Origin of the sequence: Rhodoferax sp., assembly GCF_025354435.1 — a bacterium.
Taxonomy (GTDB): Bacteria; Pseudomonadota; Gammaproteobacteria; order Burkholderiales; family Burkholderiaceae_C; genus Rhodoferax_B.
In genome coordinates, this window is the sequence record NZ_JANXMU010000071.1 from 24780 (window position 1) to 50369 (window position 25590).

The following is a 25590-nucleotide window of genomic DNA, read 5'->3' on the forward strand; positions in this document are numbered from 1 at the left end:
GGCATGAGAAAATAATCGGTTAGCCCCCGGCACCCACTTCAGGAAGAATCTCATGGACGCAGAACGTATCAACACCATTGGCAACCAACTCAGCACCCTGAGCGTGCGGACGGAAGATTTACGGAGGTATCTTTGACGTCGATGCCAAAGCCGAACGCCTGCGCACCGTCAATGCCTCGCTAGAAGACCCCAGCGTCTGGAACGACCCGAAAAAAGCCCAGGAACTAGGCAAGGAAAAAAAGTCGCTCGACGCCGTGGTGCTGATGCTGGAAAAGCTCACCCGTGAGCTGGCCGACAACACCGAACTGTTCGAAATGTCGAAGGAAGAAGGCGACGACGACGGCCTGCTGACCATCGAAACGGACACCGCCGGTCTGGCCGTCGAGGTCGAAACCCTCGAATTCCGCCGCATGTTCAACAACCCGGCCGACCCCCTGCCCTGCTTCCTGGACATCCAGGCCGGTGCCGGTGGTACGGAAGCCTGCGACTGGGCCAGCATGCTGCTGCGCCAGTACCTGCGCTACGCCGAGCGCAAGGGCTTCACCGCCACGGTGGAAGACATCACCGACGGCGACACCGCCGGCATCAAGGGCGCGACCATCAAGATCGAGGGCGAATACGCCTTCGGCCTGCTGCGCACCGAGACCGGCGTGCACCGCCTGGTGCGCAAGAGCCCGTTCGACTCGTCGGGCGGCCGCCACACCAGCTTTGCCAGCGTGTTTGTCTACCCCGAGATCGACGACTCGATCCAGATCGACATCAACCCCAGCGATGTGCGCACCGACACCTTCCGCGCCAGCGGCGCAGGCGGCCAGCACATCAACAAGACCGATTCGGCCGTGCGCCTGACCCACTTGCCCACCGGCATCGTGGTGCAGTGCCAGGATGGCCGCAGCCAGCACAGCAACCGCGACGTCGCCTGGAAGCGCCTGCGCAGCCGCCTGTACGACTTCGAACTGCGCAAACAGCAAGAAGCCCAGCAAAAGCTGGAAGACACCAAGACCGACGTAGGCTGGGGCCACCAGATCCGCAGCTATGTGCTGGACAACAGCCGCATCAAGGATTTGCGCACCAACGTCGAAGTCTCGGCCACGCAGAAGGTGCTGGACGGGGATTTGGACATCTTTATTGAAGCCTCTTTGAAGCAAGGCGTGTAATGCAAGCTCTTCTCTCGCAGCCAGTGAAGGCCATCCTCTTCGACATGGACGGCACCATGATTGACTCCATGCCGCACCACACGTCCACCTGGCTGGACTTTGCCCAGAAGCATGGCCTGGAAATGGACATTGCCGAGCTGATGCGCCGCACCACGGGCCGCACCGGCCTGGAATGCGTGCGCCTGATCCTTGACCAGCCGGAGATGGACGAGGCACACGCCTGGGCGCTGGTGCACGAGAAAGAGCAGCTCTACCGCGATATCTTTGGGCCGATCTTCCAAGAGGTCAAAGGCTTCACCGCCTTTTACGCCGCCACCCGGGCGCGGGGCCTGAAGGTGGGCGTGGGCACGGCGGGCGATATCCACAATGTGGAATTCGCACTGGGCCATTTGCAAATGAACCCACCGCCGGATGCGATTGCGCGCGGCGACGAGGGCTTGAGTGGCAAGCCCACACCCGCTATCTTTTTAGCAGCTGCACAGCGCGTGGGTATTGCGCCAGAGCACTGTATCGTGTTCGAAGATGCACCCTTTGGCATAGAAGCTGCACGCCGGGCCGGGATGCGGGCCGTAGCCATCTGCACCAGCAACACGCCCGAGGAGCTGGCCGGGCCGCACGTCATCGCCACTGTGCACAATTACGAAGAACTTTTGCAATCGAATTTTTTGGAGACCCTCCATGTACCGTGAAGGACAGGCGACAGCCATCCACCGGGCCGACTACACCGCGCCTGCTTTCTTGATCGACACGGTGGAGCTGTGCTTTGACCTGGACCCTGCCAAAACCCGCGTGCTCAACAAGATGTGCATGCGCCGCAACCCCGACGTGCCCGCCCAGGCGCTGCGCCTAGACGGCGAAGAGCTGAACCTGGCGCGCGTGCTGGTCAACGGCCAAGGGGCTTCCTTCAAGATCGAAGGCAGCCAGCTGGTGCTGGAGAACCTGCCCAGCGTGGACGACGGCGCGTTTGACCTGGAGATTTTCACCACCTGCGCGCCCATCAAGAACACCAAGCTGATGGGCCTGTTTGTCAGCAACGACACCTTCTTCACCCAGTGCGAGGCCGAGGGCTTTCGCCGCATCACCTACTTCCTGGACCGCCCGGACGTGATGTCCACCTACACCGTGGTGCTGCGCGCCGACCAGGCCAAGTACCCGGTGCTGCTGAGCAACGGCAACCTGGTAGACCACGGCCTGCTCGACGATGGCCGCCATTTCGCCAAGTGGGAAGACCCGTTCCGCAAGCCCTGCTACCTGTTTGCACTGGTGGCTGGCCAGCTGGTGAGCCGCGAGCAGCGCATCACCGCGCGCAACGGCAAAGACCACCTGCTGCAGGTCTTTGTGCGCCCTGGCGACCTGGACAAGACCGAACACGCCATGCATTCGCTGATGGCTTCCATCGCCTGGGACGAAGCCCGCTTCAACCTGCCGCTGGACCTGGAGCGCTTCATGATCGTCGCCACCAGCGACTTCAACATGGGCGCAATGGAAAACAAGGGCCTGAACATCTTCAACACCAAGTACGTGCTGGCGAATCAGGCCACCGCCACGGACACCGATTTCGCCAATATCGAGTCGGTGGTGGGCCACGAGTACTTCCACAACTGGAGCGGCAACCGCGTCACCTGCCGCGACTGGTTCCAGCTGAGCCTGAAAGAAGGCCTGACCGTCTTCCGCGACCAGGAGTTCAGCCTGGACCTGTGCCGCGACCCGTCGGCCAAAGCCGTCAAGCGCATCGAAGACGTGCGCGTGCTGCGCACCGCCCAGTTCCCCGAAGATGCGGGCCCCATGGCCCACCCGGTGCGGCCCGACAGCTACATCGAGATCAACAACTTCTACACCGTCACCATCTACGAAAAGGGTGCCGAGGTGGTTCGCATGATGCAAACCCTGGTGGGCCGCGACGGCTTTGCCAAGGGCATGACCTTGTACTTTGAGCGCTTCGACGGCCAGGCCGTGACCTGCGACGATTTCGCCCAGGCGATTGCCGATGCCAATCCACAGTCCGACCTAGCGCGCCTGCTGCCCCAGTTCAAACGCTGGTACAACCAGGCCGGTACGCCGCGCGTGCAGGCCTCAGGCATGTATGACGCAGCCTCGCGCAGCTACACGCTGACCCTGGCGCAAAGCTGCGCGCCCACGCTGGGGCAGGCCGCCAAGGAGCCGTTCGTGATCCCTATCGGCCTGGGCCTGCTGGCGCAAGACGGCACCGAGCTCGCCCTGCACAGCGCCGACGGCTCCACACTCACCGCGCCCTACACCTTCGTGATGTCGGAGGCCGAAGAAACGCTGACCTTCGTCAACCTGGATGCCGAGCCCGTGCCCAGCATCTTGCGCGGCTTCTCGGCCCCGGTGGTGCTGGCGTTTGACTACACCGACACCCAGCTGCTGACCCTGCTGGCGCATGACACCGATGCCTTCAACCGCTGGGAAGCCGGGCAGCGCCTGGCCGTGCGGTCCGCTATTTCTTTAATAGCTGCCCACGCTGATCCAATCAGCGCAAACCCTCTAAACGATGCCTATATCGAGGCCATGCGCAGCGTCTTGCGCCACCCCGATCTGGATGCTGCCTTCAAGGAACTGGTGCTGACCCTGCCGTCGGAAACCTACCTGGCCGAGCAGTTGGATGTGGTCGATCCGCAGCGCATCCACGCAGTGCGCGAAGCCATGCGCAGCCAGCTCGCGCAGGCGCTGGCAGAAGACTGGGCTTGGGTCTACGCCACCTACAGCGATACCGGGGCCTACTCGCCCGACCCGCTGTCCAGCGGCCGCCGCGCCCTGACCGGCATGGCCCTGAGCCAGCTCTGCCTGGCGGCGCAAGCCAGTGGCGACACGGTCTGGCCCGGTAAATCGCTGCAGCGCTTCAAGGATGCGGGCAATATGACCGACCGCTTCAACGCGCTCAGCGCCCTGGTCTCCAGCGGCCACCCGCTGGCGGCGCAGGCCCTGCCCCGCTTCCACGCCTTGTTTAAGAACGAGCCGCTGGTGCTGGACAAATGGTTTGCCCTGCAAGCCGGTGCCACCGACCGCAACGGTGACATCCTGCCCGCCGTGCGCCAGTTGCTCAAGCACCCCGATTTCAGCCTGCGCAACCCGAACCGCGCCCGCAGCGTGGTGTTTAGCTACTGCAGCGCCAACCCGGGTGCCTTCCACCGCAAGGATGCGGCGGGCTATGTGTTCTGGAGTGAGCGCGTCATCGAGCTGGACGGCATCAACCCCCAGGTGGCCGCCCGCCTGGCACGCGCCCTAGACCGCTGGAAAAATCTGGCCGAACCCTACCGCACCGCCGCCCGCGAAGCGCTGGGCCGCGTGGCCGCCAAAACCGACCTCAGCAACGACGTGCGCGAGGTGGTTTCCCGTGCACTGGCAGACTAACAAGAAGGAATAATCCCCATGTCGCAACACATCTCTCTCACCCGCTACCTGGTCGAACAGCAACGCGTAGACGGCTTGATCCCGTCGCAGCTGCGCCTGCTGATCGAAGTCGTGGCCCGCGCCTGCAAAGGCATCAGCCACGCCGTCAACAAGGGCGCGCTCGGTGGCGTGCTGGGCTCGGCCGAATCGGAAAACGTGCAGGGCGAAATCCAGAAAAAGCTGGACATCATCGCCAACGAAGTGCTCATCGAAGCCAACGAATGGGGCGGCCACCTGGCGGCCATGGCCTCGGAAGAAATGGAAGAAATCTACGCCGTGCCTAACGGCTACCCGCAGGGCGAATACCTGCTGCTGTTCGACCCCCTGGACGGCTCGAGCAACATCGACGTGAACGTCAGCATCGGCACCATCTTCAGCGTGCTGAAAAAGCCCAAGGGCGATGCCGCCGTGGTCGAGCAAGACTTCTACCAGCCCGGCAAGAACCAGGTCGCCGCAGGCTACTGCCTTTACGGCCCGCAAACCACGCTGGTGCTGACGGTGGGCAACGGCGTTGCCATGTTCACCCTGGACCGCGAGCAGGGCTCGTTCTTCCTCACGCAAGAAAACGTCCAGATCCCGGTGGACACGCAAGAATTTGCCATCAACATGAGCAATATGCGCCACTGGGACACACCGGTGAAGCGCTACATCGACGACTGTCTGCAAGGCACGGAAGGCCCGCGCGGCAAAGACTTCAACATGCGCTGGATCGCCAGCATGGTCACCGACGTGCACCGCATCCTCACCCGCGGCGGCATCTTCCTCTACCCCTGGGACAAGCGCGAACCCGGCAAACCCGGCAAGCTGCGCCTGATGTACGAAGCCAACCCCATGGGCTGGCTGGTCGAACAGGCCGGTGGTGCCGCCAGCACCGGCACCCAGCGCATCCTCGACATCGTCCCGCAAAAGCTCCATGAGCGCGTGAGCGTGGTGCTGGGGTCCAAAAATGAAGTCGCCCAGGCAGTGGCCTATTTCGACAAGCTATAATTGAAGGCTTATGTGCCGGTGTAGCTCAGTTGGTAGAGCAGCTCATTCGTAATGAGAAGGTCGGATGTTCGATTCATCTCTCCGGCACCATCCAAAAGTCCCGCAGCCCGCGTCAATGCTGGGTTTGCGGGACACCTAGGGTCTTCTGTGTGGTAATTTCCGTGGTAACTCCACGGCATACCGCCCATGTTCAAGGCTTTTGGCCCCCTCCTAGTGACAATAAAGAACACGTACCAGCGCGGTGATTCCATCTATTACCAGCGGGCCATTCCACGGGCCTTGCGGGGCCGCTATACGTCCAGCCTGATAAAAATCAACCTCGGCCCCGTGGACATTCCCACAGCCGCCCGGCGGGTTGCAGCCCTGAACAAGGAGTTCGAGGCGGAATGGTCTGGCTTGCTGGCTGCGCCTGAGTCCTCCCCGCAGGCCCTCAGGGTCCACGCTGCAGCCCTCCTACAGACCTTCGGGGTCATTCCAGGCACAGCGGATGCAGCGGCATCAATTGAGGCGGAACACTTCCTGGGGGCACTGGAAGACAAAGCCCACGCCCATGCTATCGCTCTGGGCTTGGACGATGCGGCATACCAAGAATTAACGCCTGCGGAAGTCTTGCCACCTTTGGAGCTTGCGGCCCTCAAGCTGTTGCATGCCCATACATTGCCGCCTATCTTGTCTGAGGCGTTGGAGTTGCATCTACGCATCCACAAAAAGCGGGATGATCTCAAATTCACCACTTACCAGCGCAGGGCATGGGCGGCTCTCTTGGCGGTGACCGGGGACAAGGCTGTAAAAGACCTCTCCCGCGACGATGTGCGCAGCTACATTGAAAAGGCATTGGCAGGAGGGAGCAAAACAACCACCGTGCGCCGATTGATGGGCGCTATGCGTGCGGTGCTCACCACGTGGCGAATTGAGAAAGACCCACAGCAAGCAAACCCGTTCGAGAACATCGCCATCGCAGGTGAAGGCGACGACAGAGAAGAACGCAACCCGTATTCCGCTGCGGACCTGTCCAAGCTCTACGCTGAGTGCGTCAAGAAAGACGATTCCGCCCGCTGGTTGATAGCCCTTTGCGCTGACACCGGGGCGCGACTTGCGGAACTCACGGGCATGGCCCTGGCGGATATTCACATTGACACGCCCACACCGTACATCGACATCAAGCCGCACCCGTGGCGCAGCCTCAAGAACAAAGCCTCCGCCCGCAAAGTGCCCCTCGTGGGTGCGGCTCTGTGGGGCGCACAACGCGTAGTTGCCACCGTAGCACCGGGTCAGCGGTTCGCCTTTCCGCAGTACACAACCGCCACAGAGTGCAACGCCACTTCCGCATCGGCCACGCTCGTTAGCTGGATACGGCGCAGGGGCATAGACCATGTTATCCACGAACTGCGCCACACGATGGCCGATAGGCTGCGGGATGTGAGCTGCTCCAAGGAAATCCGCTATGCCATCGACGGCCACGCTGCGCAGGATGTGGGCGACACCTACGGCAACGGGCACGGCCTCAAGGCGCTTGCGGGGTGGCTGGATAAGGTCGCACTACCCCCGCCGTGAGGACTCCAGGGGGTTCGGCGTGCCGTTTTCAAAAACCCGACGAAAAGCGTCAAAAAGTCCAATGCTGACAACAACTTAAGCCCTCTCCTGTTCACTGCACCTGTTCATTTTGAACAGTAGCCCAGTCGGCCCCCTCAAGTTGCCCCTGTGGCGCGCCGACTGCGGCCCTGTTGTGCCCCGAACTGGGGCCTTGAGACTCACGCCATCAGAACGCGCTTACCTCGGCCTCCATGCCCAGGCGCTCCGCCTCCTGCAAGACCTCCCGCAGGTGCTCCGCAACCTTGTGCCGTTGCTGCGGGGACAAGCCGGGGAGTGCCAGCAAGGCCATCTTTGCTGCCTGCACCGCCTCGGCGCACTGCTCATCCGCCAGCGTGACAAGCTCAGCCGGGGGCTGTTCTGCATTCACATTTCCGCCTTCATCCCCGCCCATCCGCTCGGCGATGCTTGCGAAGTCCGCCATCATCCAGGTTCTGATTGTGGTGTGGCCTTTTCCAATGAGCGGGGCAATCTCCCGATAACTCATCAGCCGCCCACGGGGGAGCTTGCACTTGCCCGCCTTCACGAACGCCCGGAATACCTCCCGGTACTCCTTCGGCTTCAGTTGCACGCCGTGGCCCATGTTGGCCTGCGCGGCCTCCCATCGGACCTCCCGCTCTGACAGGTCCGCCACCAGGGCCAAGACCTCCCGCCCGTTCAGCTCATCGACCGTTTGCAGTGCCCCGGCTTCCATGCGATGCCACCCATCGACCAAGAACAGAGCGCCCGTGGGGGTCCGTCCAATCTTGATAGGGGGCGGCAGACTCCCGGCCCGCGTCTGGTCCTGGTAGCGCTTGATTGCCCCCTCGTTAAGTCTGTGCCGAACCTGCAGCCCGTGGACCTGCTGAATGGCCGCAAAGGGAATCCACTCCTCGGCCCATTCGGGGGCCTTGAGGGCCACGGGCTGGGGGGCTTTGCCGGGCTTCATCGTGTGCCCGCCTTCTTGGAAGCGGCCCGGCTGGTGGCTTTCGGTTTCTTGTGAGGCTTGCGGTTCCTGCTCATGATCTTCCACGCACTGCGCTGCCCATCTCGCTCCTCAAGGGTATCTTCGCGGGTGCGCTCATACTTTGCCGCCAAGCCCTGCGCGGCCACCTCGGCCAGCACCTGCGCCTGTGCCTGCGCCTCCTCGGGAGAGGTCGCCTGCAGTAGCCTCTCCTCCCCTCGGACATACACGCCATCACGCTGGATGGCTGGGAGCACATGCCCCGTAACCCACTTGCGGAACTCAACGGCGGCAGGCTTGCGGCTTTGCAGGGCCATTGCATATAGCCCTGACTGGTTCACGGTGACAAACGTCTGCACACCTCCGGGGGTGGACAATTGTGTAGAACCCTTTTCCTCGGGGCTCAGCGCAAGCAGGGAGCGGTAGGCATTGGACAAGCCCAGCGCCGCGCAGGCATCTTTGACCACAAACCAATGTTGCCCATCGGGGCCTATGGATGTGCGCAGGGCGTGTGCCTGTCCTTCACGGATGAAGTGCAGGGCCGGGACGGCTGAGGATTCAGCGAGAGATAAAGAGAGCTGGAACATTGTTTTGTGCTTCACTGCGGATTGACCGCTCAGGGGTTGAATGGGTTTGGTGTTCGCGGATGATCTGGCTGACCACCTGCGAAATGCTCAGACGGTCTCCGTGGCGGGCCTCTTGGCCGCGCTGGGTGTCCTTGATGTAGTCAAAGACCGAGACCGGGAGGGCCAGATTGCGGAAGACCGCCTTTTCTGGGTGGGGGCTCGTGGCGGCGCTCATGCTTTGAATGCCGTGATACCCGTGGAATCCAACTTCCATAGCGGGTCATTCTGAATGTCGTAGTTCGCCCGCATCGCCGCCCGTTGTGCCTCATCGGTGGCATTGAGCGCAGCCTCTCGGATGCCCCGGGAGTCGGCGATAAGCATCCGCACGAGGGCATCAACGGGGGCTGTTTCGCCAGATTCAAAGGCCCCGCGTAGCTCAAGGCCGTGCGAGATACAGAGCACGCCCCATATTTCCTCCTGGTAGTCCACCAGCTCCTGCAAGGTTTCCGGTGTGATGGATGCGCGAAGTGCTTTAACTTGGCGGGGGTCTAACCACACGTCCGGCATTGCGGGGGCTTGAGGTGCGGGCGTGGCTGTGGCTTTGGTGGTTTTCATTGATTCAATCTTTCGGGGTTGGTAAGTGCTGCGGAAGTGCAGCGGAGACGGGTGATAAAACGGCAGAAACCGCCGGGCGAAATACCCGGCTTTTGGCTCTTTGTTTTAGCGATGGTGTGGGTTTAGCAAGGAAAACGGCCCCAGCCCTTATCTGGCTTTAATTTCACAGCAGTTTTTCATAGCACTGAAAACGATTTAACCGGCACATAGCTACACCAGCATCAAAAGTCCAATAAGTCGGCTCACGCAGCCTCTGGATAGCCTTCCTGAGCCCCTGCAAATATCCTTCCGTGTTGGGTGGGCTGCACTGCGCACTGGCGGTTTCTTCTGTTCTAGCTAGGGTCGGGGGCATGGAGGGGGAAACATCCAGAAAACCTACGCAAGCCTTTGATTCATATGGCGATAGCACCGCGTGCACGGCCTCTGCCAGCCCCCAGAAACACCAAAGGACCGATACGGCCCCTTGCTTGGCCCTTCACGGGGCCGGTGATTGCCCCGCTGGGCGCTGTGGTCAGCCAGCACGCCGCGCCTCACGGAAGAATGCGAACTCCCCCCGCCCGACGTGCAGGTAATAGCACCTGTCGCTACCTGAATTCACCGCCCATGCATCGGTGTGCGCCATATGCTGGGGATGAACCTGAAAATGAACGCCCCATACATCCGGCGTGAACCGGGAAACGATGGCCGCTGCGCCCTCCCCAAGTACATCCAGGACATGCACCGTGCGGCCTAGGAGGCGGTCCCATGCCCGCTGTGCAATGGTGGTGGGGGCTGGTGTGATGGGGTCGGTAGCGCTGTGCATTCTGTGGTGTCCCTTGAGGTGAATTGCAGGGCACCGAATGCGCCCTGTGCGGCGGACTATACCACTCAAAAATCATAGCTACATAGCAAGCACCCATATATGGAATCGTCTCATTTGTGGAATGATTACCGAAGTGAGATGATTCCAAAAATGGATTAAACCGGGGCGGGCTATTCACCGCTGCATCGGTGCGCAAAAAACAGGTGCAGACAGCCCCGCGCCCTCAATCCTTCAAGGCCGCATAAACCGTGGTCCGTGAGACGCCCAGTTTCACCGCCGCCTGCGCCTTGGGCATTCCTCCCACCACCAGCGCCCGCAGCTCCACCACCTGCGCAGGGCTCAGCGAAGCCTTGCGGCCCGTGTAAACGCCCCTGGTCTTGGCACTGGCGATGCCCTCACGCTGGCGTTCCAGGATCAGGGAGCGCTCAAACTGCCCCACGGCCCCTAGCAGTTGCAGCAGCAGCGTATTCATAGGCGAATCATCCCCGGTGAACGTCATATTCTGGGTGACGAAATTGACCGCCACGCCTTTGGCCGTGAGTCCCTTCACGATACCCTCAAGGTCACCCAAAGACCGGGCCAAGCGGTCCATGCTGTGAACTAGCACCGTATCACCTGCACGGACGAACTCAAGCATGGCCTGCAACTGTGGCCGCTGGGTGTCCTTCCCGCTGGCCTTGTCGGTGAAGGTCTTATTGGTGTGGATGCCATCCAGTTGGCGGGCGGTGTTCTGGTCAACACTGCTAACGCGGACATAGCCTACAGTTTGGCCCTTGGGGGCTGCTGGCGCTGTGCTGGGGGTGCTGGTGCTCATGGTCAATCTGTCCGTATGGTTGGTTGTGTACAGATAGATTCTAAGACCCAATACGTAAAGTGTCAATCAATTTATAAAACCACCCCAGACGAACACAATCCACGGGCATTACGCCTGTGCAGTTAGGGTGTACTCCAGATGGATTCCCCGCAAGCGGTGCAAAATCAACGGATGAACCAATTCACAGGGGCACAACAGATTGAGGACCTCACGGCAGACGCTCTCCAATTTATCGCAGAGCTGAACCGCTTTGCAGAGAGTGTCCTAGGAGGGCCGCAAATTGGACTAACTGACAGGGACCAGTTTCTTCTAGCTCACCGCTGGAGAATGCTGCGGTTTTCTCAAGGCATTGAAAGCACGGCAGCCGGCGGACTCATAGACCCCGCTGGGGCCTTGCTGCGCGTCCTCATAGAGCTTTGGTATGTGCTCGTAGCGATTGCAGATAACCCGGACAAATTAAGCGACCTCTTTAGTCAGGGCCAAGCCGAAGGCCGCAACGCTCTTGAAGGACTCAAACAATTAGGGCCGGATGAACGCGATGATCTGCTGACTGATGACTTTCTTGATGCCGAGATGGCTAACCTGAATGCAGGAACTAAGTTCGTGGCACACAACTGGGCGGGGCTGGCGAAATCAAAAGGCAACTACGTCACCATCTATCGTTTATTGTGCAGACATTCGCACGGCGGTTCAGCAGGCACTTGCGACTACTTCGATGGGCTCAACACTGACTCACCACGCCTGCGCCCTAATATTCCAAGGCGGTTGGCACCTGAATATTGTCTAACCGCAGCCTCATTGATGTTCGATGCGCTCACCGTGCTTCCATTGCAAACGATGACCGACGACAGGAAAACGAAACTATTGAGAATGCAAACGACCTTGAACACTTTTAGGGTGCGCGCAGACAAGCGAGACTAAGGCACGATGGACAGAAACGCTTGCCCGGCCTCTATACACAGGGCATCAATGAGAACCGAGGGGGGGGGGGGCACGGGGGGAAGACCGCAGAACGAACATATACATAGACCCCAGACATTTTTGTGAAGAAAATACGGGAGTGGTAGACTGCGTGGTAACTTCAACCCAGCCACACAGCAAGTCCGTTTAAAATCAACATCTTGCGCTTGGATGTATGGTGCATAAAAGCATCTCTCCGGCACCACATACAAAAAAAGCCCGCTGCTGTCAAAAGTAGTGGGCTTTTTCATGCCTGAAAGCATGTCAAGGAGGCTTTTCTCTGACAAGGCTATAATCACAGACTTTACTGAATTTTGCGACCTCTTCCAAGGTCTTGCAAGACAAGGTAAATTACTTTTACCGCCACCTTCATGGATGGCGAGGTGCGGCATTTGCCGTTAATTGGCTGGGATAGCTTGTCTGCTGCCCCGGCTCTGATTGGAGTGTCCTCATGGCACGCGTATGCGAAGTAACGGGCAAAGGCCCGATGACGGGGAACAATGTCTCCCACGCCAACAACAAAACCAAACGTCGGTTCCTGCCGAACCTGCAATACCGCCGCTTCTGGGTCGAAACAGAAAACCGTTGGATTCGCTTGCGCATCTCCAACGCCGGTCTGCGTTTGATCGACAAAAACGGTATCGACTCTGTGCTCGCCGATTTGCGCGCACGTGGCCAAGCATAAGGAGCTGAATCATGGCAACCAAAGGCGGACGCGAAAAAATCAAGCTGGAATCTACAGCGGGTACGGGGCACTTCTACACCACGACCAAAAACAAGAAAACCATGCCCGAGAAAATGTTGATCAGCAAGTTTGATCCCAAAGCTCGTAAGCATGTGGACTACAAAGAAATCAAGCTGAAGTAATTCAGACTGGTCTTTGTGTCCAACAAAAACCCGCCCTAATCCGGCGGGTTTTTTATTGCCAGCCGATTGCCGATGTCGGGGGCAGGGAAAACCCATACCGCCTAAAATCAACCCGTGACCTCCATACTCAACGCCGATCTCCATTGCCACTCGGTCGTATCCGACGGCACACTCACCCCCGAACAACTCGCAGCCCGCGCCAGCGCCAACGGCGTCGAGCTATGGGCCTTGACCGACCACGACGAGGTGGGCGGCCAGCAGCGTGCCGCTGCGGCCGCCAAAGCACACGGCATGAAATACCTGACCGGAGCCGAGATTTCAGTGACGTTTGCCAATGAAACCGTGCACATCGTCGGCCTGGGCTTTGATGCCAACAACCCGCCGATGCGCCAAGGCCTGGAAGCCACCCGCGGGGGCCGGGGACAGCGTGCGATGGAAATGGCAGCAGGCTTGGCAGCGGTTGGCATTCCCAACGCCTACGAGGGCGCACTCAAGTTTGTAGGCAACCCCGAGCTGATCTCGCGCACTCATTTCGCCCGCTTTCTGGTCGAATCCGGTGCCTGTACCGACACTTACGAGGTGTTTCGCAAATACCTCACCGAAGGCAAGCCCGGCTACGTGCCGCACCGCTGGGCAGCGCTCAAGGATGCCGTGGGCTGGATCACCCAAACCGGCGGCATCGCCGTGATCGCCCACCCCGGCCGCTATAAATTTACCGCCAACGAAGAGTACGCCCTGTTCAGCGAATTCAAGGCGCACGGCGGGCGCGGTGTAGAGGTGGTCACCGGCAGCCACACGGTGGCCGAATACACCGAATACGCCGACGTAGCGCGTGAATTTGGCCTGGCCGCCTCGCGCGGCAGCGACTTCCACAGCCCCCTTGAGAGCCACACCGATCTGGGCACCCTGCCCTACCTGCCAAAAGACCTCACACCGGTGTGGGAGCTGCTGGCGGACCGCATCCAGTGAACCGCCCCCGCTCTGCGCTAGCCGGCATTGCGCTGGTGACGGTGGCGGTAGCGTGCTTTGCCGTGCTGGACACCACCACCAAATGGACCACCGTCAGCGTGCCCCTGCTAATGGCTCTGTGGTTCCGCTACGCCTTCCAGGCGGTGGTAACTACGGTCACCATGCTGCCGGTACGCGGGAAGGCTTTACTGCGCACCGCGCATCCCAAATTCCAGTGCCTGCGTGGCGTACTGCTGCTGTTGACCAGCCTGTTTGCATTTTTCAGCCTCAAGTTCATGCCAGTGGGGGAATTCACCGCGATTGTGATGATCACGCCACTGGTCATCACCCTGGTGGCGGCCGTGCTGGGCGAACGCGTGTCGGGCTTGCGCTGGCTGCTGGTAGCAGGCGGCTTTATGGGCACGCTGGTCATCATCAGGCCCGGCGGCGACACCTTTGCCTGGGCCATGCTGCTGCCTCTGGCCGTGGTGGCCTGCAACGCCTGGTTCCAGGTGCTGACCAGTCGGCTCGCCCGCACCGAAGACCCCTTGACCATGCATTTCTACACCGGCTGGATTGGTACCGTGGTGGCCTCGCTGGCTGTGCCCTTCGTTTGGGAAACCATCACCGACTGGCATTTGTGGATGGGCATGGTGGTCATGGGGGTGATGGCCAGCGTCGGCCATTTGCTGCTGATCCTGGCCTATGCCCGCACCCCGGCGGCCACGCTGATGCCATTTTTGTACGGGCAGATTGGCTTTGCCATGCTGGGCGGCTGGCTGGTGTTCGACCACGTGCCTGACCTGTGGGCCACACTGGGCATCATCCTGGTGGCCATTTGCGGTGCTGCCGGAGCCTGGCTGACCGTGCGGGAAAGCCGCATTACCGTGCAACCCACCGAATCTTAAAATCACAACGATATGGCCCAGCACTTCGAAATCCACCCCGACAACCCGCAGGTCCGCCTGCTCAAACAAACCGTGGCTCTGCTAGGCCAGGGCAAGCTGGTGGCGGTGCCTACCGACTCCAGCTACGCCCTGGTGTGCCACCTGGATGACAAGGCCGCCGCCGACCTGCTGCGCCGCACCCGGGGCGTGGACGACAAGCACCACCTGACCCTGCTGTGCCGCGACCTCAGCGAGCTGGCCAACTACGCGCGGGTAGACAACAAGCAGTACCGCCTGCTCAAGGCCGCCACGCCCGGCCCCTACACCTTCATTCTGGAAGCCAGCAAGGAAGTGCCGCGCCGCCTGAGCCACCCGTCGCGCAAGACCATCGGCCTGCGCGTGCCCGACCACAAGACCCTGCAAGCCCTGCTGGAACTGCACGGCGGCCCGCTGCTGGCCACCACGCTGATTCCGCCGGGCGAGACCGAGCCACTGAACGACGCACACGCCATCCGCGATATGTTCGAGCACCAGATTGCCGCCGTGCTGGATGCCGGGGCCTGCCCGCTGGAGCCCACCACCGTGATCGACCTGACCGAGATGGGCAACGGCGGCGACCCGGTGCTGGTGCGCCAAGGCCGGGGCGACTTGGCCTCAATAGGCCTTTAAACTTTTTACCGAGACACCTCCCCCGTGGATATTGCCAACCTGATCCAGACCGTCATGGTCTATGCCCTGCCCGTGCTGTTTGCCATCACGGTGCACGAAGCCGCACACGGCTATGTGGCCCATTACTTTGGCGACAACACCGCCGCGCGAATGGGCCGCATCACGCTTAACCCGATGAAGCACATCGACCCTGTCGGCACCATCCTGATGCCGCTGATCCTTTACTTCGCCACCTCGGGCACCTTTTTGTTTGGCTATGCCAAGCCGGTGCCGGTCAACTTTGGCAACCTGCGCAACCCCAAACGCGACATGGTGTGGGTGGCCCTGGCGGGTCCAGGTGCCAACCTGATCCAGGCCTTTTTGTGGGGCGTGCTGATGTATGTGCTGGTGGCTACCGGCACCACCGAGCCGTTCTTCCTGAAGATGTGCAAGGCTGGCATGCTGGTCAACGTGGTAATGTTTGCTTTCAACCTGTTCCCGCTGCCGCCGCTGGACGGGGGCCGCATTCTGGTGGGGCTGCTGCCCTACCGCCAGGCCGTGCTGGTGTCGCGGGTGGAGCCCTGGGGCTTTTTCATCGTCATGGCCCTGGTGATTTCCGGCATCGTCAGCACGCTATGGATGCAACCGGTGATGGGCCTGACCTTTGGCCTGCTGGACATCTTGCTGAGCCCGTTGAACTTTTTGATCCGCTGATTTTTATGACCACCTCCCGTGCGACTTCCCGCGTCCTCACCGGCATCACCACCTCCGGCACCCCCCATTTGGGCAACTACGTGGGCTCCATCCGCCCCTCGGTGCGCGCCAGCCTGGCTCCCGGGGTCGAGAGCTTCTACTTCCTGGCCGACTACCACGCGCTGATCAAGATCGACGACCCGGCGCGCATCCAGCGCTCCACGCTGGAGATTGCCGCCAGCTGGCTGGCCGCCGGGCTGGACCCGAGCCGCGTGGCCTTCTACCGCCAGTCCGACATCCCTGAAATCCCCGAGCTCACCTGGCTGCTGACCTGCATGACGGCCAAGGGCCTGCTCAACCGCGCCCATGCCTACAAGGCCTCGGTGGACAAGAACGTTGCCGCCCAGGCCGACCCGGATGCCGAGATCAACGCCGGGCTGTTTATGTACCCGGTGCTGATGGCCGCCGACATTGTGATGTTCAACGCCCACAAAGTACCGGTGGGCCGCGACCAGATCCAGCACATCGAGATGGCGCGCGACATCGCCCAGCGCTTCAACCACAGCTACGGCGATCACTTCGTACTGCCCGAGGCGCTGATCGAAGAGTCCGTGGCCACCCTGCCCGGCCTGGATGGCCGCAAGATGAGCAAGAGCTACGACAACACAATTCCGCTGTTCGCACCCAAGGCCGAGCTGCGCAAGCTGATTGCGGGCATCGTCACCGACTCGCGCGCCCCCGGTGAACCCAAGGACACCGAGGGCTCGGCCCTGTTCCAGATCTACCAAGCCTTTGCCAGCGAAGAGGAAACCGCCCAGTTGCGCCAAGCCTATGCCGACGGCATTGCCTGGGGCGATGCCAAACAAACCCTGTTTGAGCGCATCGACTGCGAAGTCGCACCCATGCGCGAGGCCTACCAGCGCTACATGGACAACCCCGGTGAGGTGGAAACCATTCTGCGCGCCGGAGCCCTCAAGGCCCGCCAGACCGCCACCCCGTTCATCGCCAAGCTGCGCCACGCCGTCGGCCTGCGCGACCTGAACGCCCAGGCCACGCAAAAATCGACCAAGGCCGCCAAGGCCGCACTGCCCAGCTTCAAGCAGTACCGCGAAGCGGACGGCAAATTCCATTTCAAGCTGGTCGATGCCCACGGGCGCTTGCTATTGCTGAGCGCCGGTTTCGATGCCCCCAAGGATGCGGGCACGGCGGTCCGCCAGTTGCAGACCGAAGGCATTGCCGCCTTGGGCACGCTGCAGCCGGCCGACGGCGTCACCTTGGACGAGGTAACCCAGGCCCTGGAAGCACTGCAGGCGGCTTAAAACGTCCCCGGATACGCCCCACCATCGGCCAACACGTTCTGGCCGGTGATGTAGCCCGCATGCGTGCTGCACAAAAACGCGCAGATGGCCCCAAATTCCTCCGGCGTGCCAAAGCGCTGGGCCGGAATGTCCTGGCGACGCACATCGGCCAGTGCCTCCACGCTTTGGCCGGACTTAGTGGCCGCGCCCTGCATATTGCCGCGCAGGCGGTCGGTGTCGAACGAGCCCGGCAGCAGATTGTTGATAGTCACGCCCTGCGCCGCCAGCGGGCTGCGCGCCACACCGGCCACAAATCCCGTCAGGCCGCTGCGCGCACCGTTGCTCAGGCCCAGCACGTCGATGGGCGACTTCACCGCGCTGCTGGTGATGTTGACGATGCGCCCAAAGCCCCGCGCCGCCATGCCGTCCACCGTGGCCTTGATCAGTTCGATGGGGGTCAGCATGTTGGCATCCACCGCCTTGATCCAGGTGTCGCGGTCCCAACTGCGGAAGTCGCCCGTGGGCGGACCGCCCGCGTTGGTGACCACAATGTCAAAGTCAGAGCGGATGGCGAACACGGCGGCCCGGCCTTCTGGCGTGGTGATATCTGCAGCACAAAATAGCACGCTAGCGTAGGTGCTACCTGCACTATCAGCTATTAATTGCATAGCAGCTGCCTCCAGTACCTCCGCACCGCGCGCCACGATGAGCACGTTCACCCCCTCGCGCACCAGCGCCTGCGCGCAACCCAGCCCCAGGCCCTTGCTGGCCCCGCACACCAAGGCCCAGCGGCCTGCGATTCCTAAGTCCATGATTTTTCCTTTGCGTATGTGAAGATTCAGCGCCCGCTGCGGGTAAATACATAAATTCCGGCCACCACCAGCACCGTGCCTGCGGCCACCCAGCCGGTAAACGGCTCACCCAAGATCACCACGCCCATCAGAATGGTGGACAGCGGCCCCACCATGCCCACCTGCGCGGCCAGGCCAGCGCCCAGGCGTTCGATGGCCATCATCACCATCAGCACCGGGGCGGCGGTGCAGGCCGTGGCGTTCAGCACCGACAGCCAGATAACTTCGGGTGCCACGATGGCCGCCGACATCGGCCGCACCAGCACAAACTGCAGCAGGCAGCACAGACAAGCCACAGTGGTCGCCAGGCCCACCAGCCGGATGGAGCCCAGGCGCTGCACCATCTGGCCGCTGTAGACCAGGTAGATGGCGTAGCTGATGGCGCTGCCAAACACCAGCACGGCACCCAGGCTCGCGTTCGCGCCCTGGATGTTGATCTCGTGGCCAAACACCAGCACCACACCGGCGTAGCACACGGCCATGCCCAGGGCCTGGATGCGGGTGATGGGCTTGCGGTACAGCACCCAGCCCATGGCAACGACGATGGTAGGGTTCAGGTACAGGATGAGCCGCTCCAGCGAGGCGCTGATGTAGCCCAGCCCGGCAAAGTCCAGAAAGCTGGCCAGGTAATAGCCGGTAAAGCCCAGGCCCAGCACGCCCCACCAGTCCTTGCGCGTCAGCGGCGGTTTGCCGCGGCTGGACCACCAGGCCATGGTGGCAAAGATGGGCAGCGCAAACAGCATGCGGTACATGATGAGCGTGACGGCATCGACCCCGTAGCGGTAGGCGAGCTTGACGATGATGGCTTTGCCGCTGAAGGCAATCGAACCCACGAGGGCCAGCAGAAGGCCGGATGCTCTATTTTTTGTAGCCACTGGTGCAGATGGAATAAGCGCTGGAGCCTTATTTTATGTTGAAGGCTAAAAAACCTGCAGTCCACCGCGATACGCCGCAGCAATGGCCCGCACCGCGCGGCCCATGCAGCCCTGGTGGCGCACCCACATGGCGTGGAGCCCATGGTGCACGCACGGCGCCTAGTTGTATGATGCAACCTTTTTAGGCCGCCCCCACATGCCTGGCATAGCCCCTTCCCTGGTCGATTCGGTGCGCAGCGCTTCGCGCAAGATGGTGCGCGAACTCGGCTTCATGCAATCGACACTGGCAGCCACAGATTACCCACCGTCGGCGGTCCACGCGATTCTGGAAATCGGCCGACAGCAGTCGCTGACGGCTGCCCAGTTGGCCGACATCCTGAACCTCGACAAATCCAGCGTCAGCCGCATGGTGCGCAAGCTGGTAGAGGCAGATGAGGTGCAAGAAAGTGCCAGCGGGGCCGACGGCCGCGCCAAGACGCTCACCCTGACCCCGCAAGGCCAACGCACATGGGCGGCGGTAGAGGCTTTTGGCAGGCAGCAGGTGGCCGCCGCCCTGGCCCCATTGGCCAAAGCGCAACACAGCGTGGTGCGCGATGGGCTGGTCGCCTACGCCCAGGCGCTGGAAGCCCTGCGCCTGGGCCCGGTGGCCAGCACTGCGGAGCAGACCCGCATTGCACGCGGATACCAGCCCGGCGTGATTGGACGGGTGGCGCAGATGCATGCCGACTACTACGCCCACAACTTCGGTTTCGGCCAGTTCTTTGAGAGCCAGGTCGCCACCGGCATGGCCGAATTCACCGCCCGGTTGGACTGCCCTCACAACGCGCTGTGGACCGCCGTGCAGGCCGGTCGCACCGTCGGATCGATTGCCATTGACGGCGAAGACCTGGGTGGCGAGATCGCCCACCTGCGCTGGTTCATCGTGGACGACAGCCAGCGGGGGTCGGGTGTGGGCCGCGCGCTATTGCAGCAGGCCCTGGCGTTTTGCGACCAACAGGGGCGGGCGGCGGTCCACCTGTGGACATTCCAGGGGCTGGATGCCGCCCGCCGCCTGTATGAAAGCGAGGGCTTTGTGCTGGCGCAAGAGCAGCCTGGCAGCCAATGGGGCACGGAACTGGTCGAACAGCGCTTCGTCCGGCTACGGGAAGCGGCACCGACCGTGTAACGGCCTTATTCCAGCGGCGGCGTGGTGGACAGCACTTCGTCCAGCGTGGTCAGGCCCTCGGCCACGCGCAGCGCTCCGGCTAGGCGCAGCGGGCGCATGCCGTCGGCCACCGCTTGGCGGCGCAGCGCGTCGATGCTGGGGCTCTGGTTGACTAGGCCCTTGAAAGCTTCGGACACGGTGAGCAACTCGTACACGCCCATGCGGCCTAAAAAGCCGGTCATGCGGCAGTCCACGCAGCCCACCGGCTTGTAGGGCGTGTAGCCGGCGTTGATCTTCCAGGGCTTGATGGCGGTGGCCAGGGTGTCGCGGGCCAGGGCCTCGTCGGGGGCGCGACAGGACTTGCACAAGGTGCGCACCAGGCGCTGGGCCAACACGCCCAGCACGGTGGCGTTCAGCAGGTAGGCGGGCACGCCCAGCTCCATCAGCCGCGTGAGGGCCGAGGGCGCGTCGTTGGTGTGCAAGGTAGAGAACACCAGGTGGCCGGTGAGCGCCGCCTGGATAGCCATTTCCGCCGTGGCCAGGTCGCGGATTTCGCCCACCATGATGATGTCCGGGTCTTGCCGCATCAGGGCGCGCAGGCCTTCGGTGAAGCCAAAGTCGAGCTGCGGCTGCACCTGGGTCTGGTTGAAGCTGGGTTCGATCATTTCGATCGGGTCTTCCACCGTGCTGACGTTCACCTCTTCGGTGGCCACGCGTTTCAGGGTGGAATACAGCGTGGTGGTCTTGCCCGAGCCGGTGGGGCCGGTCACCAAAATAATGCCGTGCGGGCGCTTGACCAGCGCCTCCCAGCGCTGTGCGTCGTGCGGGGTGAAGCCCAGGGCGTCCAGGTCTTTCACGGCGGTATCGGGGTCAAAAATCCGCATCACCATCTTCTCGCCAAAGGCCGTGGGCAGGGTGGACAGGCGCATTTCCACCTCGTCGCCGCGCGGATTGCGGGTTTTGATGCGGCCGTCCAGCGGGCGGCGCTTTTCCACCACGTCCATGCGGCCCAGCAGCTTGATGCGGGCCACCATGGCGTTCATCACGGTCATGGGCATTTGGTAGACCGGGTGCAGCACGCCGTCGATGCGGAAGCGGATCACACCCTGCTCGCGGCGTGGCTCCAAGTGGATGTCGCTGGCGCGCTGGTTGAAGGCGTACTGCCACAGCCAGTCCACCACCTGCACGACGCCCTGGTCGTTGGCATCGAGTTGCTTGGCGGTTTTGCCCAGCTCCACCAGTTGCTCGAAGCTGCCCGCGCCGATATTGCCACCGGCTTTTTGCACCGCCTTGACCGACTTGGCCAGGGCGTAGAACTCTGCCGTGAACTTGTGGATTTCCAGCGGGCTGGCCACCACCCGGCGCACAGTGCGGCGCGACTGGCGCTCTACCTCGGACACCCAATCGGTGATGAACGGCTCGCTGGTCGCCACCACCACCTCTGCCGTGGTGACCTGTACCGGCAGCACCTTGTGGCGCTCAGCGTACACCGCGCTCATGGTGTCGGCCACCTTGCCCACTTCCACCTTGAGCGGGTCAATGCGCAAATACTGCAGCCCGGCGCGTCCGGCCAGCCACTGGGTCAGCAGCTCCATGTCCAGCGGCTTGCCATCGCGGGCGCGCAGCATGGCCACGCTGGCCAGCCGCACCAGGGCGGGCTGGGCGCTTTCGGCCTGCGAGCAGCGGGCGATGGTGCGCTGCTGCTCGCTGGGGGCGATCACGCCGTCTTCAGCCAACCAGCCGACCAGCAGACGCCAGGTGACGGGGCCTTGGTAGGCTGGGTGGAGGGTGGTTTTCATGGTGGGTTCAGGCCACAACGGGTTTAAATACTTTCAGCCACTTGGCGGCAGGCAGGCCCCAGCGGGTCTGGATCACATCGGCGCGTTCCACCAGCGCCTCGCGTGTGGGCCGGGTGGGGTTGCGCTGGGCCAGCACCACGGTGTTGCCCTCGCGCGTGGGTTTGAAGGCCCACACCGCATCGGCCCCAAAGGCAGCGGTGATCTTCTCCACACTAGCCGGGTAGCTGCTGGATTCGCCAAAAAGATTGACGGTCATGCAGCCTTCTTCGGTGAGCAACTTGCGGCAGTCGGCGTAGAAGTCGGCGCTGTCCAGCACGGGGGCGGCGGCATCTTCGTCGTACAGGTCCACCTGCAGTGCGTCTACCGTGCCCGCCCAGTCGGTGTTCTGGATTTTCAGGGCCGCGTCGCCCAGCACGATGTGCAGGCGCTCGTCATCCGGCGGCAGCTTGAACCAGAAGCGGCAGGCCGAAACGACCTGCGGGTTCAGCTCCACCGCCGTGGTGTTCATGCGCAGCTTCTTGCGGCAAAACTTGGTCAGCGCCGCTGCGCCCAGGCCGAGCTGCATGGCGTGGCGCTTGGCCACGCTGCTGGGCGGCACAAACAGCAGCCAGGCCATCATGCGCTGCACGTATTCCAGCTCGATCTCGTACGGGGTGTCCAGCAGCATCGAGCCCTGGACCCACTCGGTGCCCAGGTGCAGGGTGCGCACGTCGCCGTAGTCGCAAAAGTTGACTTCAGGCAGGGCGGAGGTTGCGCTTGCAACAGATTTACGGGCCATTAATTTCAATCAGTCCAAATTGTTCAAATACATCCCGCCACGCGGCCAGCTTGCGCTCAAAGCTCCAGCTGGCATTGGCGGGGCTGGTGGATGGCAGGCGCACGGTAGGCAGGCCCAGATTTTCCAGCCGGGCGGTGTGGCGAAAACTCTCGGCCCCATTGTGCGCGACGGCCCGCAGCTGCGGGCAGCGCTGGCGCAGGGCCGCGAAGTCATTCACCTCGGCATTGCGGATCTGGCTGTCCAAGCTGCCCTGGCGCTCGCAACTGGCGTACACGTCCCACAGGCCCACGCCGTGCGACAGCATCCATTCGCTACGTTTTTCATAGCTACTAGTGTAGATAGCATCTGCGCCAGAGGCATAAATAGCTTGCAAAATCCGCCAAAACTGGTTTTGCTTATGACCGTAGTACTGCTGCGCCGCCAGCGAGGCTGCCCCCGGAAAACTGCCCAGCACCAGCAGCCGGGTATTGGCCGACACGAGCGGCGGCAAACCAAACAGCCGGGTGAGCGGGGTGAGCGGGATCATGGCAACAAGGCCCGCAAACGCGGCAAGGCGGCCAGCGCGTTGGCGGTGGTGGCAGCTTCAATCGCGTCCACCGGCAGCCCACGCAGCCCGGCCAGCACTGCGCCAATGCGCGGCAACTCCAGCGGTGAGTTGATGCCCTGCGGCTGGCCCGCCGCGCGCTGGGCGGTGGTGGTGTACAGCCACTGGGGCGGAATATCAGGTGCGTCGGTTTCCAGCACCAGGGAATCGAGCGGCAGGCTGGCAGCCAGGCGGCGCAACTGGTTCGCGGCCTCGAAAGTCATGGCACCGCCAAAGCCGAGCTTGAGCCCGATGGCTATGCAAGCTTGCGCCTGCTGCGGGCTGCCGTTGAAAGCATGGGCAATGCCCAGCCAGCGCCCGCCCGGCCCGGCCACGGCGCGCAGGTGTTTCAGCACATGGTCGGCGCTGCGGCGTACGTGCAAGATCACCGGCAGGCCGTGCTTTTTGGCCAGCTTGAGTTGGGCGCGGTAAAAGAATTGTTGGCGTGCCAGCAGGGTGGGCTCTTGCAGCGCGGGCACAAAGTAGTCCAGCCCGATCTCGCCCACGGCTACCAGGCGCGGGTCGTCGCGGTGGGTGGTCAGGGCGGTATCCAGCAGGTCCAGGTCGCCATCTTGGGCGCGGGCCACAAACAGCGGGTGGATGCCCAGCGCGTAGGCATCGCCCGTTTGGTGGGCCAGCCGGCGCACGGTGTCAAAGTTGGCGGCCAGCACGCCCTGCAAAACACATAACGCTACATTTTTAATAGCTGCTTGCGCACGTAGATCATGCGCTAGCGCATGATTTTCTTTAAATTCTGGGGCATCCAGATGGCAGTGCGTGTCGATCCACATAGGGGGCCGACTTTACCCCTCAGCGCCCGGGTCGGGTGTCTTCAAACTCCGACCGCTCTAGTAGATCGGGCACGGTGGTGGCATCGAAGTCTTGGTGGCCAGGCAGAAATAGGGTGGCGTTGTCCAAGTCTTTGGCGGTGATGCCCAACTGCAGTGCCGTCACGAACTTGCGCCAGGCCAGGTCCGGCTCGGCCAGCTTGAAACCGTAATAGTGGTATTCGCCATGCGCCTCACCTCGTACCGCCATCACCTGCATGGTCGATACCTCGTCACTGCCCAGTTGGATTTGCACGCTGGCCCAGACATTCAGCGGCACCTCGCCTTTGGCGTGGGCCTGGAAGCCGTCGTCGGACAGCTCGACCAGTTGCAGCGCCATGGCCTGGTCGTCCACGGTCAGCACGCCACGGCATTTGAGCGAGTAGCGCTGGTGCTGGCGGATGTCTTGTTGCGAGTCGCTAAACCCGACCACGGAGGGCAGCACCGCCTGGTAATGGGGCATGTCGTAAATGGCGGCCAGCAGCAGTTTTTCGCGGTTGGACAGGTGGGCAAACACCTGGGTTCGCTGGTTGAAAAAGTAGTCCAGCATGGCGGGGGTCATCACCGGGTCGTTGGTGGTGAAATACCTGCGGGTGGGCAAGATAATATTTTTAAGCTTGGTTTTGACAAAATAAAAATACAGGTTTTTGCGCTTTGGCTTGCCCCCGTATATTTTCTTGAACAGCTTGGGGGCCTGCAACAAATTCAGCGTCGCCCCAATGGCCGGTGCACCATTGGCAAAGTCGTAGTTTTGCACCGCGTGCTTTTGCAGCCGCTTGAAGAACAGCAGCGACTCGTACATCTCGATCCGGTCGGGGTTCACCGCGATCACCAGGTGGTAGGTGTCGAAGAAGGTGGTGCTGTACTGGTACATGAACTTCATCAGCGGGAACAGGATGGAGCCACCGCTTTTGCGGAACCGGGGGTGCACCGCCAGGGCCGAGATTTCGGCGATCTTGCCTTTTTCGGCGTGGATCTCGCTCAGGTCAAAAATCGCCTGCAGCGGAAAACCAAAGCTGCTCTGGCGGATCAGCGAAATGGTGCCCACCACCTCACCGTCAAACTTGGCGCACAGCGTGGTGGTGGTCGGCAGGGCGTGGTACACCGTGGCGCGCAGCCCGGACGGGTCGGGCTGCATGAAGCCGCTGCCTACATAGGCATCGTGCAATAGCTTGAAACAGGCTTCCAGTTCCTCTTGGGTGTCGGCGATTTTCAGCACCAGCCGCGCATCGGGATTGGGGTCGCAATCGACAAAAGAGCGGTAAATGGAAAAGCGAAGTGGCCGGGGTAAAAAGGCAAAGGCCTTGCGCAGGCCATGGCGGACGAATTTGCGGGTATTGGATGCGCGCGAATGCTTCATAAATGCGTTTTTAGTTATTATTAATATGTTAGGTATTTTTTCAAATCTGACCTTGCCCCTGGAATCCGTATCCCATAACCGAGCTCATGAGTTGGCTTGCTTGGGCTGATTCGCAAGCCAGTTCTGCTCGAACTGCACCGGGCTGACATAGTCCAGCGTCGAATGCAGTCGAGTCCGGTTATACCAA

At 61.9% G+C, this 25590-nt stretch carries 27 protein-coding genes and 1 tRNA gene; 15 read left to right on the forward strand and 13 right to left on the reverse strand.

Features of this window, described 5'->3' with window-relative positions:
- The first annotated feature begins 52 nt into the window (after positions 1-52).
- From prfB to Q0T48_RS17700, 6 genes are all read left to right on the forward strand, one after another.
- Positions 53-1157 (forward strand): peptide chain release factor 2 gene (gene prfB / locus Q0T48_RS17675; RefSeq protein WP_295958939.1). Its coding sequence is split into 2 segments (ribosomal slippage): positions 53-133 and positions 135-1157, totalling 1104 coding nucleotides; the frame shifts between segments, so codons are not numbered across the junction.
- Entirely contained in the window at positions 1157-1846 is a 690-nt protein-coding gene (locus Q0T48_RS17680) for an HAD family phosphatase (RefSeq protein ID WP_295958942.1), read from the forward strand. The genes prfB and Q0T48_RS17680 overlap by 1 nt, the downstream gene beginning before the upstream one ends.
- Entirely contained in the window at positions 1836-4529 is a 2694-nt protein-coding gene (gene pepN / locus Q0T48_RS17685) for an aminopeptidase N (RefSeq protein ID WP_295958944.1), read from the forward strand. The genes Q0T48_RS17680 and pepN overlap by 11 nt, the downstream gene beginning before the upstream one ends.
- 18 nt (positions 4530-4547) lie before the next feature.
- The gene (locus Q0T48_RS17690; RefSeq protein ID WP_295958947.1) at positions 4548-5555 is read left to right on the forward strand and encodes a class 1 fructose-bisphosphatase; all 1008 of its coding nucleotides are present in this window, start codon (positions 4548-4550) and stop codon (positions 5553-5555) included.
- Positions 5556-5569: 14 nt separating this feature from the next.
- Positions 5570-5645 (forward strand) — tRNA-Thr (locus Q0T48_RS17695).
- Positions 5646-5741: 96 nt separating this feature from the next.
- Positions 5742-7109, forward strand: coding sequence for a tyrosine-type recombinase/integrase (locus Q0T48_RS17700; protein ID WP_295958949.1), 1368 nt, complete (start codon positions 5742-5744; stop codon positions 7107-7109).
- A 205-nt stretch (positions 7110-7314) separates the two neighbouring features.
- On the opposite strand, the gene Q0T48_RS17705 is transcribed toward Q0T48_RS17700, so the two are convergent.
- The 5 genes from Q0T48_RS17705 to Q0T48_RS17725 form a co-directional block, all read right to left on the reverse strand.
- Positions 7315-8073, reverse strand: coding sequence for a hypothetical protein (locus tag Q0T48_RS17705; protein WP_295958951.1), 759 nt, complete (start codon positions 8071-8073; stop codon positions 7315-7317).
- The gene (locus Q0T48_RS17710; RefSeq protein WP_295958954.1) at positions 8070-8675 is read right to left on the reverse strand and encodes a Bro-N domain-containing protein; all 606 of its coding nucleotides are present in this window, start codon (positions 8673-8675) and stop codon (positions 8070-8072) included. Before Q0T48_RS17710 ends, Q0T48_RS17705 begins: the two co-directional genes overlap by 4 nt.
- Complete coding sequence (locus Q0T48_RS17715) at positions 8647-8889, reverse strand: hypothetical protein (protein WP_295958957.1); 243 nt, start codon at positions 8887-8889, stop codon at positions 8647-8649. Before Q0T48_RS17715 ends, Q0T48_RS17710 begins: the two co-directional genes overlap by 29 nt.
- Positions 8886-9269: a hypothetical protein gene (locus Q0T48_RS17720; RefSeq protein WP_295958959.1), complete on the reverse strand. Its 384-nt coding sequence runs from the start codon at positions 9267-9269 to the stop codon at positions 8886-8888. Before Q0T48_RS17720 ends, Q0T48_RS17715 begins: the two co-directional genes overlap by 4 nt.
- A gap of 1025 nt (positions 9270-10294) precedes the next feature.
- On the reverse strand, positions 10295-10885 hold the full coding sequence (locus tag Q0T48_RS17725; RefSeq protein WP_295958970.1) for a recombinase family protein: 591 nt from the start codon (positions 10883-10885) through the stop codon (positions 10295-10297).
- 138 nt (positions 10886-11023) lie between these two features.
- Between Q0T48_RS17725 and Q0T48_RS17730 the strand changes: the two genes are divergently transcribed.
- The 8 genes from Q0T48_RS17730 to Q0T48_RS17765 all read left to right on the forward strand — a co-directional run bounded on the left by Q0T48_RS17730 (position 11024) and on the right by Q0T48_RS17765 (position 17207).
- A complete protein-coding gene (locus Q0T48_RS17730) occupies positions 11024-11806 on the forward strand; it encodes a DUF5677 domain-containing protein (protein ID WP_295958973.1) in 783 nt (260 codons plus the stop codon).
- Positions 11807-12296: 490 nt separating this feature from the next.
- The gene (gene rpmB / locus Q0T48_RS17735; RefSeq protein WP_295958977.1) at positions 12297-12530 is read left to right on the forward strand and encodes a 50S ribosomal protein L28; all 234 of its coding nucleotides are present in this window, start codon (positions 12297-12299) and stop codon (positions 12528-12530) included.
- Positions 12531-12541: 11 nt separating this feature from the next.
- Entirely contained in the window at positions 12542-12712 is a 171-nt protein-coding gene (rpmG, locus tag Q0T48_RS17740; RefSeq protein ID WP_076198758.1) for a 50S ribosomal protein L33, read from the forward strand.
- Between the two features lie 114 nt (positions 12713-12826).
- Complete coding sequence (locus Q0T48_RS17745; protein WP_295958982.1) at positions 12827-13681, forward strand: 3',5'-nucleoside bisphosphate phosphatase; 855 nt, start codon at positions 12827-12829, stop codon at positions 13679-13681.
- Positions 13678-14568 carry a DMT family transporter gene (locus Q0T48_RS17750; protein WP_295958985.1) on the forward strand — a complete coding sequence of 297 codons (891 nt, stop codon included), beginning with the start codon at positions 13678-13680 and terminating at the stop codon, positions 14566-14568. The genes Q0T48_RS17745 and Q0T48_RS17750 overlap by 4 nt, the downstream gene beginning before the upstream one ends.
- A 12-nt stretch (positions 14569-14580) precedes the next feature.
- Positions 14581-15216: an L-threonylcarbamoyladenylate synthase gene (locus tag Q0T48_RS17755; protein ID WP_295958990.1), complete on the forward strand. Its 636-nt coding sequence runs from the start codon at positions 14581-14583 to the stop codon at positions 15214-15216.
- 24 nt (positions 15217-15240) lie between these two features.
- Positions 15241-15909, forward strand: coding sequence for a site-2 protease family protein (locus Q0T48_RS17760; protein ID WP_295958993.1), 669 nt, complete (start codon positions 15241-15243; stop codon positions 15907-15909).
- 5 nt (positions 15910-15914) lie between these two features.
- Positions 15915-17207 (forward strand): tryptophan--tRNA ligase, encoded by a 1293-nt coding sequence (locus tag Q0T48_RS17765; protein WP_295958997.1) that lies wholly within the window; start codon positions 15915-15917, stop codon positions 17205-17207.
- On the opposite strand, the gene Q0T48_RS17770 is transcribed toward Q0T48_RS17765, so the two are convergent.
- Positions 17204-17998 carry an SDR family oxidoreductase gene (locus Q0T48_RS17770; protein ID WP_295959002.1) on the reverse strand — a complete coding sequence of 265 codons (795 nt, stop codon included), beginning with the start codon at positions 17996-17998 and terminating at the stop codon, positions 17204-17206. The genes Q0T48_RS17765 and Q0T48_RS17770 overlap by 4 nt on opposite strands.
- Before the next feature lie 26 nt (positions 17999-18024).
- Positions 18025-18927: a DMT family transporter gene (locus Q0T48_RS17775; RefSeq protein ID WP_295959026.1), complete on the reverse strand. Its 903-nt coding sequence runs from the start codon at positions 18925-18927 to the stop codon at positions 18025-18027.
- A 181-nt stretch (positions 18928-19108) separates the two neighbouring features.
- Here Q0T48_RS17775 and Q0T48_RS17780 point away from each other — a divergent pair, with 181 nt between their 5' ends.
- A complete protein-coding gene (locus tag Q0T48_RS17780) occupies positions 19109-20077 on the forward strand; it encodes a helix-turn-helix domain-containing GNAT family N-acetyltransferase (protein ID WP_295959005.1) in 969 nt (322 codons plus the stop codon).
- Between the two features lie 5 nt (positions 20078-20082).
- Here the strand turns inward: Q0T48_RS17780 and Q0T48_RS17785 are convergent, their stop codons facing one another.
- The 6 genes from Q0T48_RS17785 to Q0T48_RS22075 form a co-directional block, all read right to left on the reverse strand.
- Positions 20083-21855: a GspE/PulE family protein gene (locus Q0T48_RS17785; RefSeq protein ID WP_295959008.1), complete on the reverse strand. Its 1773-nt coding sequence runs from the start codon at positions 21853-21855 to the stop codon at positions 20083-20085.
- A gap of 7 nt (positions 21856-21862) precedes the next feature.
- On the reverse strand, positions 21863-22633 hold the full coding sequence (locus Q0T48_RS17790; protein WP_295959011.1) for a spermidine synthase: 771 nt from the start codon (positions 22631-22633) through the stop codon (positions 21863-21865).
- On the reverse strand, positions 22623-23159 hold the full coding sequence (locus tag Q0T48_RS17795) for a DNA-deoxyinosine glycosylase (RefSeq protein ID WP_295959014.1): 537 nt from the start codon (positions 23157-23159) through the stop codon (positions 22623-22625). The genes Q0T48_RS17790 and Q0T48_RS17795 overlap by 11 nt, the downstream gene beginning before the upstream one ends.
- Positions 23156-24007: a TatD family hydrolase gene (locus tag Q0T48_RS17800; protein ID WP_295959017.1), complete on the reverse strand. Its 852-nt coding sequence runs from the start codon at positions 24005-24007 to the stop codon at positions 23156-23158. Before Q0T48_RS17800 ends, Q0T48_RS17795 begins: the two co-directional genes overlap by 4 nt.
- Positions 24008-24026: 19 nt before the next feature.
- Positions 24027-25403 carry a GNAT family N-acetyltransferase gene (locus Q0T48_RS17805; protein WP_295959020.1) on the reverse strand — a complete coding sequence of 459 codons (1377 nt, stop codon included), beginning with the start codon at positions 25401-25403 and terminating at the stop codon, positions 24027-24029.
- Between the two features lie 84 nt (positions 25404-25487).
- The coding region (locus tag Q0T48_RS22075; protein ID WP_366887934.1) for an IS3 family transposase at positions 25488-25590 on the reverse strand (103 nt) is incomplete at its 5' end.

Bases quoted from the DNA above. Each gene is read 5' to 3' on its own strand.
- Q0T48_RS17770 (WP_295959002.1), bottom strand. From the start codon at position 17,998: ATGGACTTAGGAATCGCAGGCCGCTGGGCCTTGGTGTGCGGGGCCAGC.
- Q0T48_RS17705 (WP_295958951.1), bottom strand. From the start codon at position 8,073: ATGAAGCCCGGCAAAGCCCCCCAGCCCGTGGCCCTCAAGGCCCCCGAA.
- Q0T48_RS17680 (WP_295958942.1), top strand. From the start codon at position 1,157: ATGCAAGCTCTTCTCTCGCAGCCAGTGAAGGCCATCCTCTTCGACATG.
- Q0T48_RS17780 (WP_295959005.1), top strand. From the start codon at position 19,109: ATGCCTGGCATAGCCCCTTCCCTGGTCGATTCGGTGCGCAGCGCTTCG.
- Q0T48_RS17755 (WP_295958990.1), top strand. From the start codon at position 14,581: ATGGCCCAGCACTTCGAAATCCACCCCGACAACCCGCAGGTCCGCCTG.
- Q0T48_RS17795 (WP_295959014.1), bottom strand. From the start codon at position 23,159: ATGATCCCGCTCACCCCGCTCACCCGGCTGTTTGGTTTGCCGCCGCTC.
- Q0T48_RS17710 (WP_295958954.1), bottom strand. From the start codon at position 8,675: ATGTTCCAGCTCTCTTTATCTCTCGCTGAATCCTCAGCCGTCCCGGCC.
- Q0T48_RS17790 (WP_295959011.1), bottom strand. From the start codon at position 22,633: ATGGCCCGTAAATCTGTTGCAAGCGCAACCTCCGCCCTGCCTGAAGTC.
- pepN (WP_295958944.1), top strand. From the start codon at position 1,836: ATGTACCGTGAAGGACAGGCGACAGCCATCCACCGGGCCGACTACACC.
- Q0T48_RS17725 (WP_295958970.1), bottom strand. From the start codon at position 10,885: ATGAGCACCAGCACCCCCAGCACAGCGCCAGCAGCCCCCAAGGGCCAA.
- Q0T48_RS17805 (WP_295959020.1), bottom strand. From the start codon at position 25,403: ATGAAGCATTCGCGCGCATCCAATACCCGCAAATTCGTCCGCCATGGC.
- rpmB (WP_295958977.1), top strand. From the start codon at position 12,297: ATGGCACGCGTATGCGAAGTAACGGGCAAAGGCCCGATGACGGGGAAC.
- Q0T48_RS17715 (WP_295958957.1), bottom strand. From the start codon at position 8,889: ATGAGCGCCGCCACGAGCCCCCACCCAGAAAAGGCGGTCTTCCGCAAT.
- Q0T48_RS17765 (WP_295958997.1), top strand. From the start codon at position 15,915: ATGACCACCTCCCGTGCGACTTCCCGCGTCCTCACCGGCATCACCACC.
- Q0T48_RS17700 (WP_295958949.1), top strand. From the start codon at position 5,742: ATGTTCAAGGCTTTTGGCCCCCTCCTAGTGACAATAAAGAACACGTAC.
- Q0T48_RS17800 (WP_295959017.1), bottom strand. From the start codon at position 24,007: ATGTGGATCGACACGCACTGCCATCTGGATGCCCCAGAATTTAAAGAA.
- Q0T48_RS17730 (WP_295958973.1), top strand. From the start codon at position 11,024: ATGGATTCCCCGCAAGCGGTGCAAAATCAACGGATGAACCAATTCACA.
- Q0T48_RS17785 (WP_295959008.1), bottom strand. From the start codon at position 21,855: ATGAAAACCACCCTCCACCCAGCCTACCAAGGCCCCGTCACCTGGCGT.
- rpmG (WP_076198758.1), top strand. From the start codon at position 12,542: ATGGCAACCAAAGGCGGACGCGAAAAAATCAAGCTGGAATCTACAGCG.
- Q0T48_RS17720 (WP_295958959.1), bottom strand. From the start codon at position 9,269: ATGAAAACCACCAAAGCCACAGCCACGCCCGCACCTCAAGCCCCCGCA.
- Q0T48_RS17690 (WP_295958947.1), top strand. From the start codon at position 4,548: ATGTCGCAACACATCTCTCTCACCCGCTACCTGGTCGAACAGCAACGC.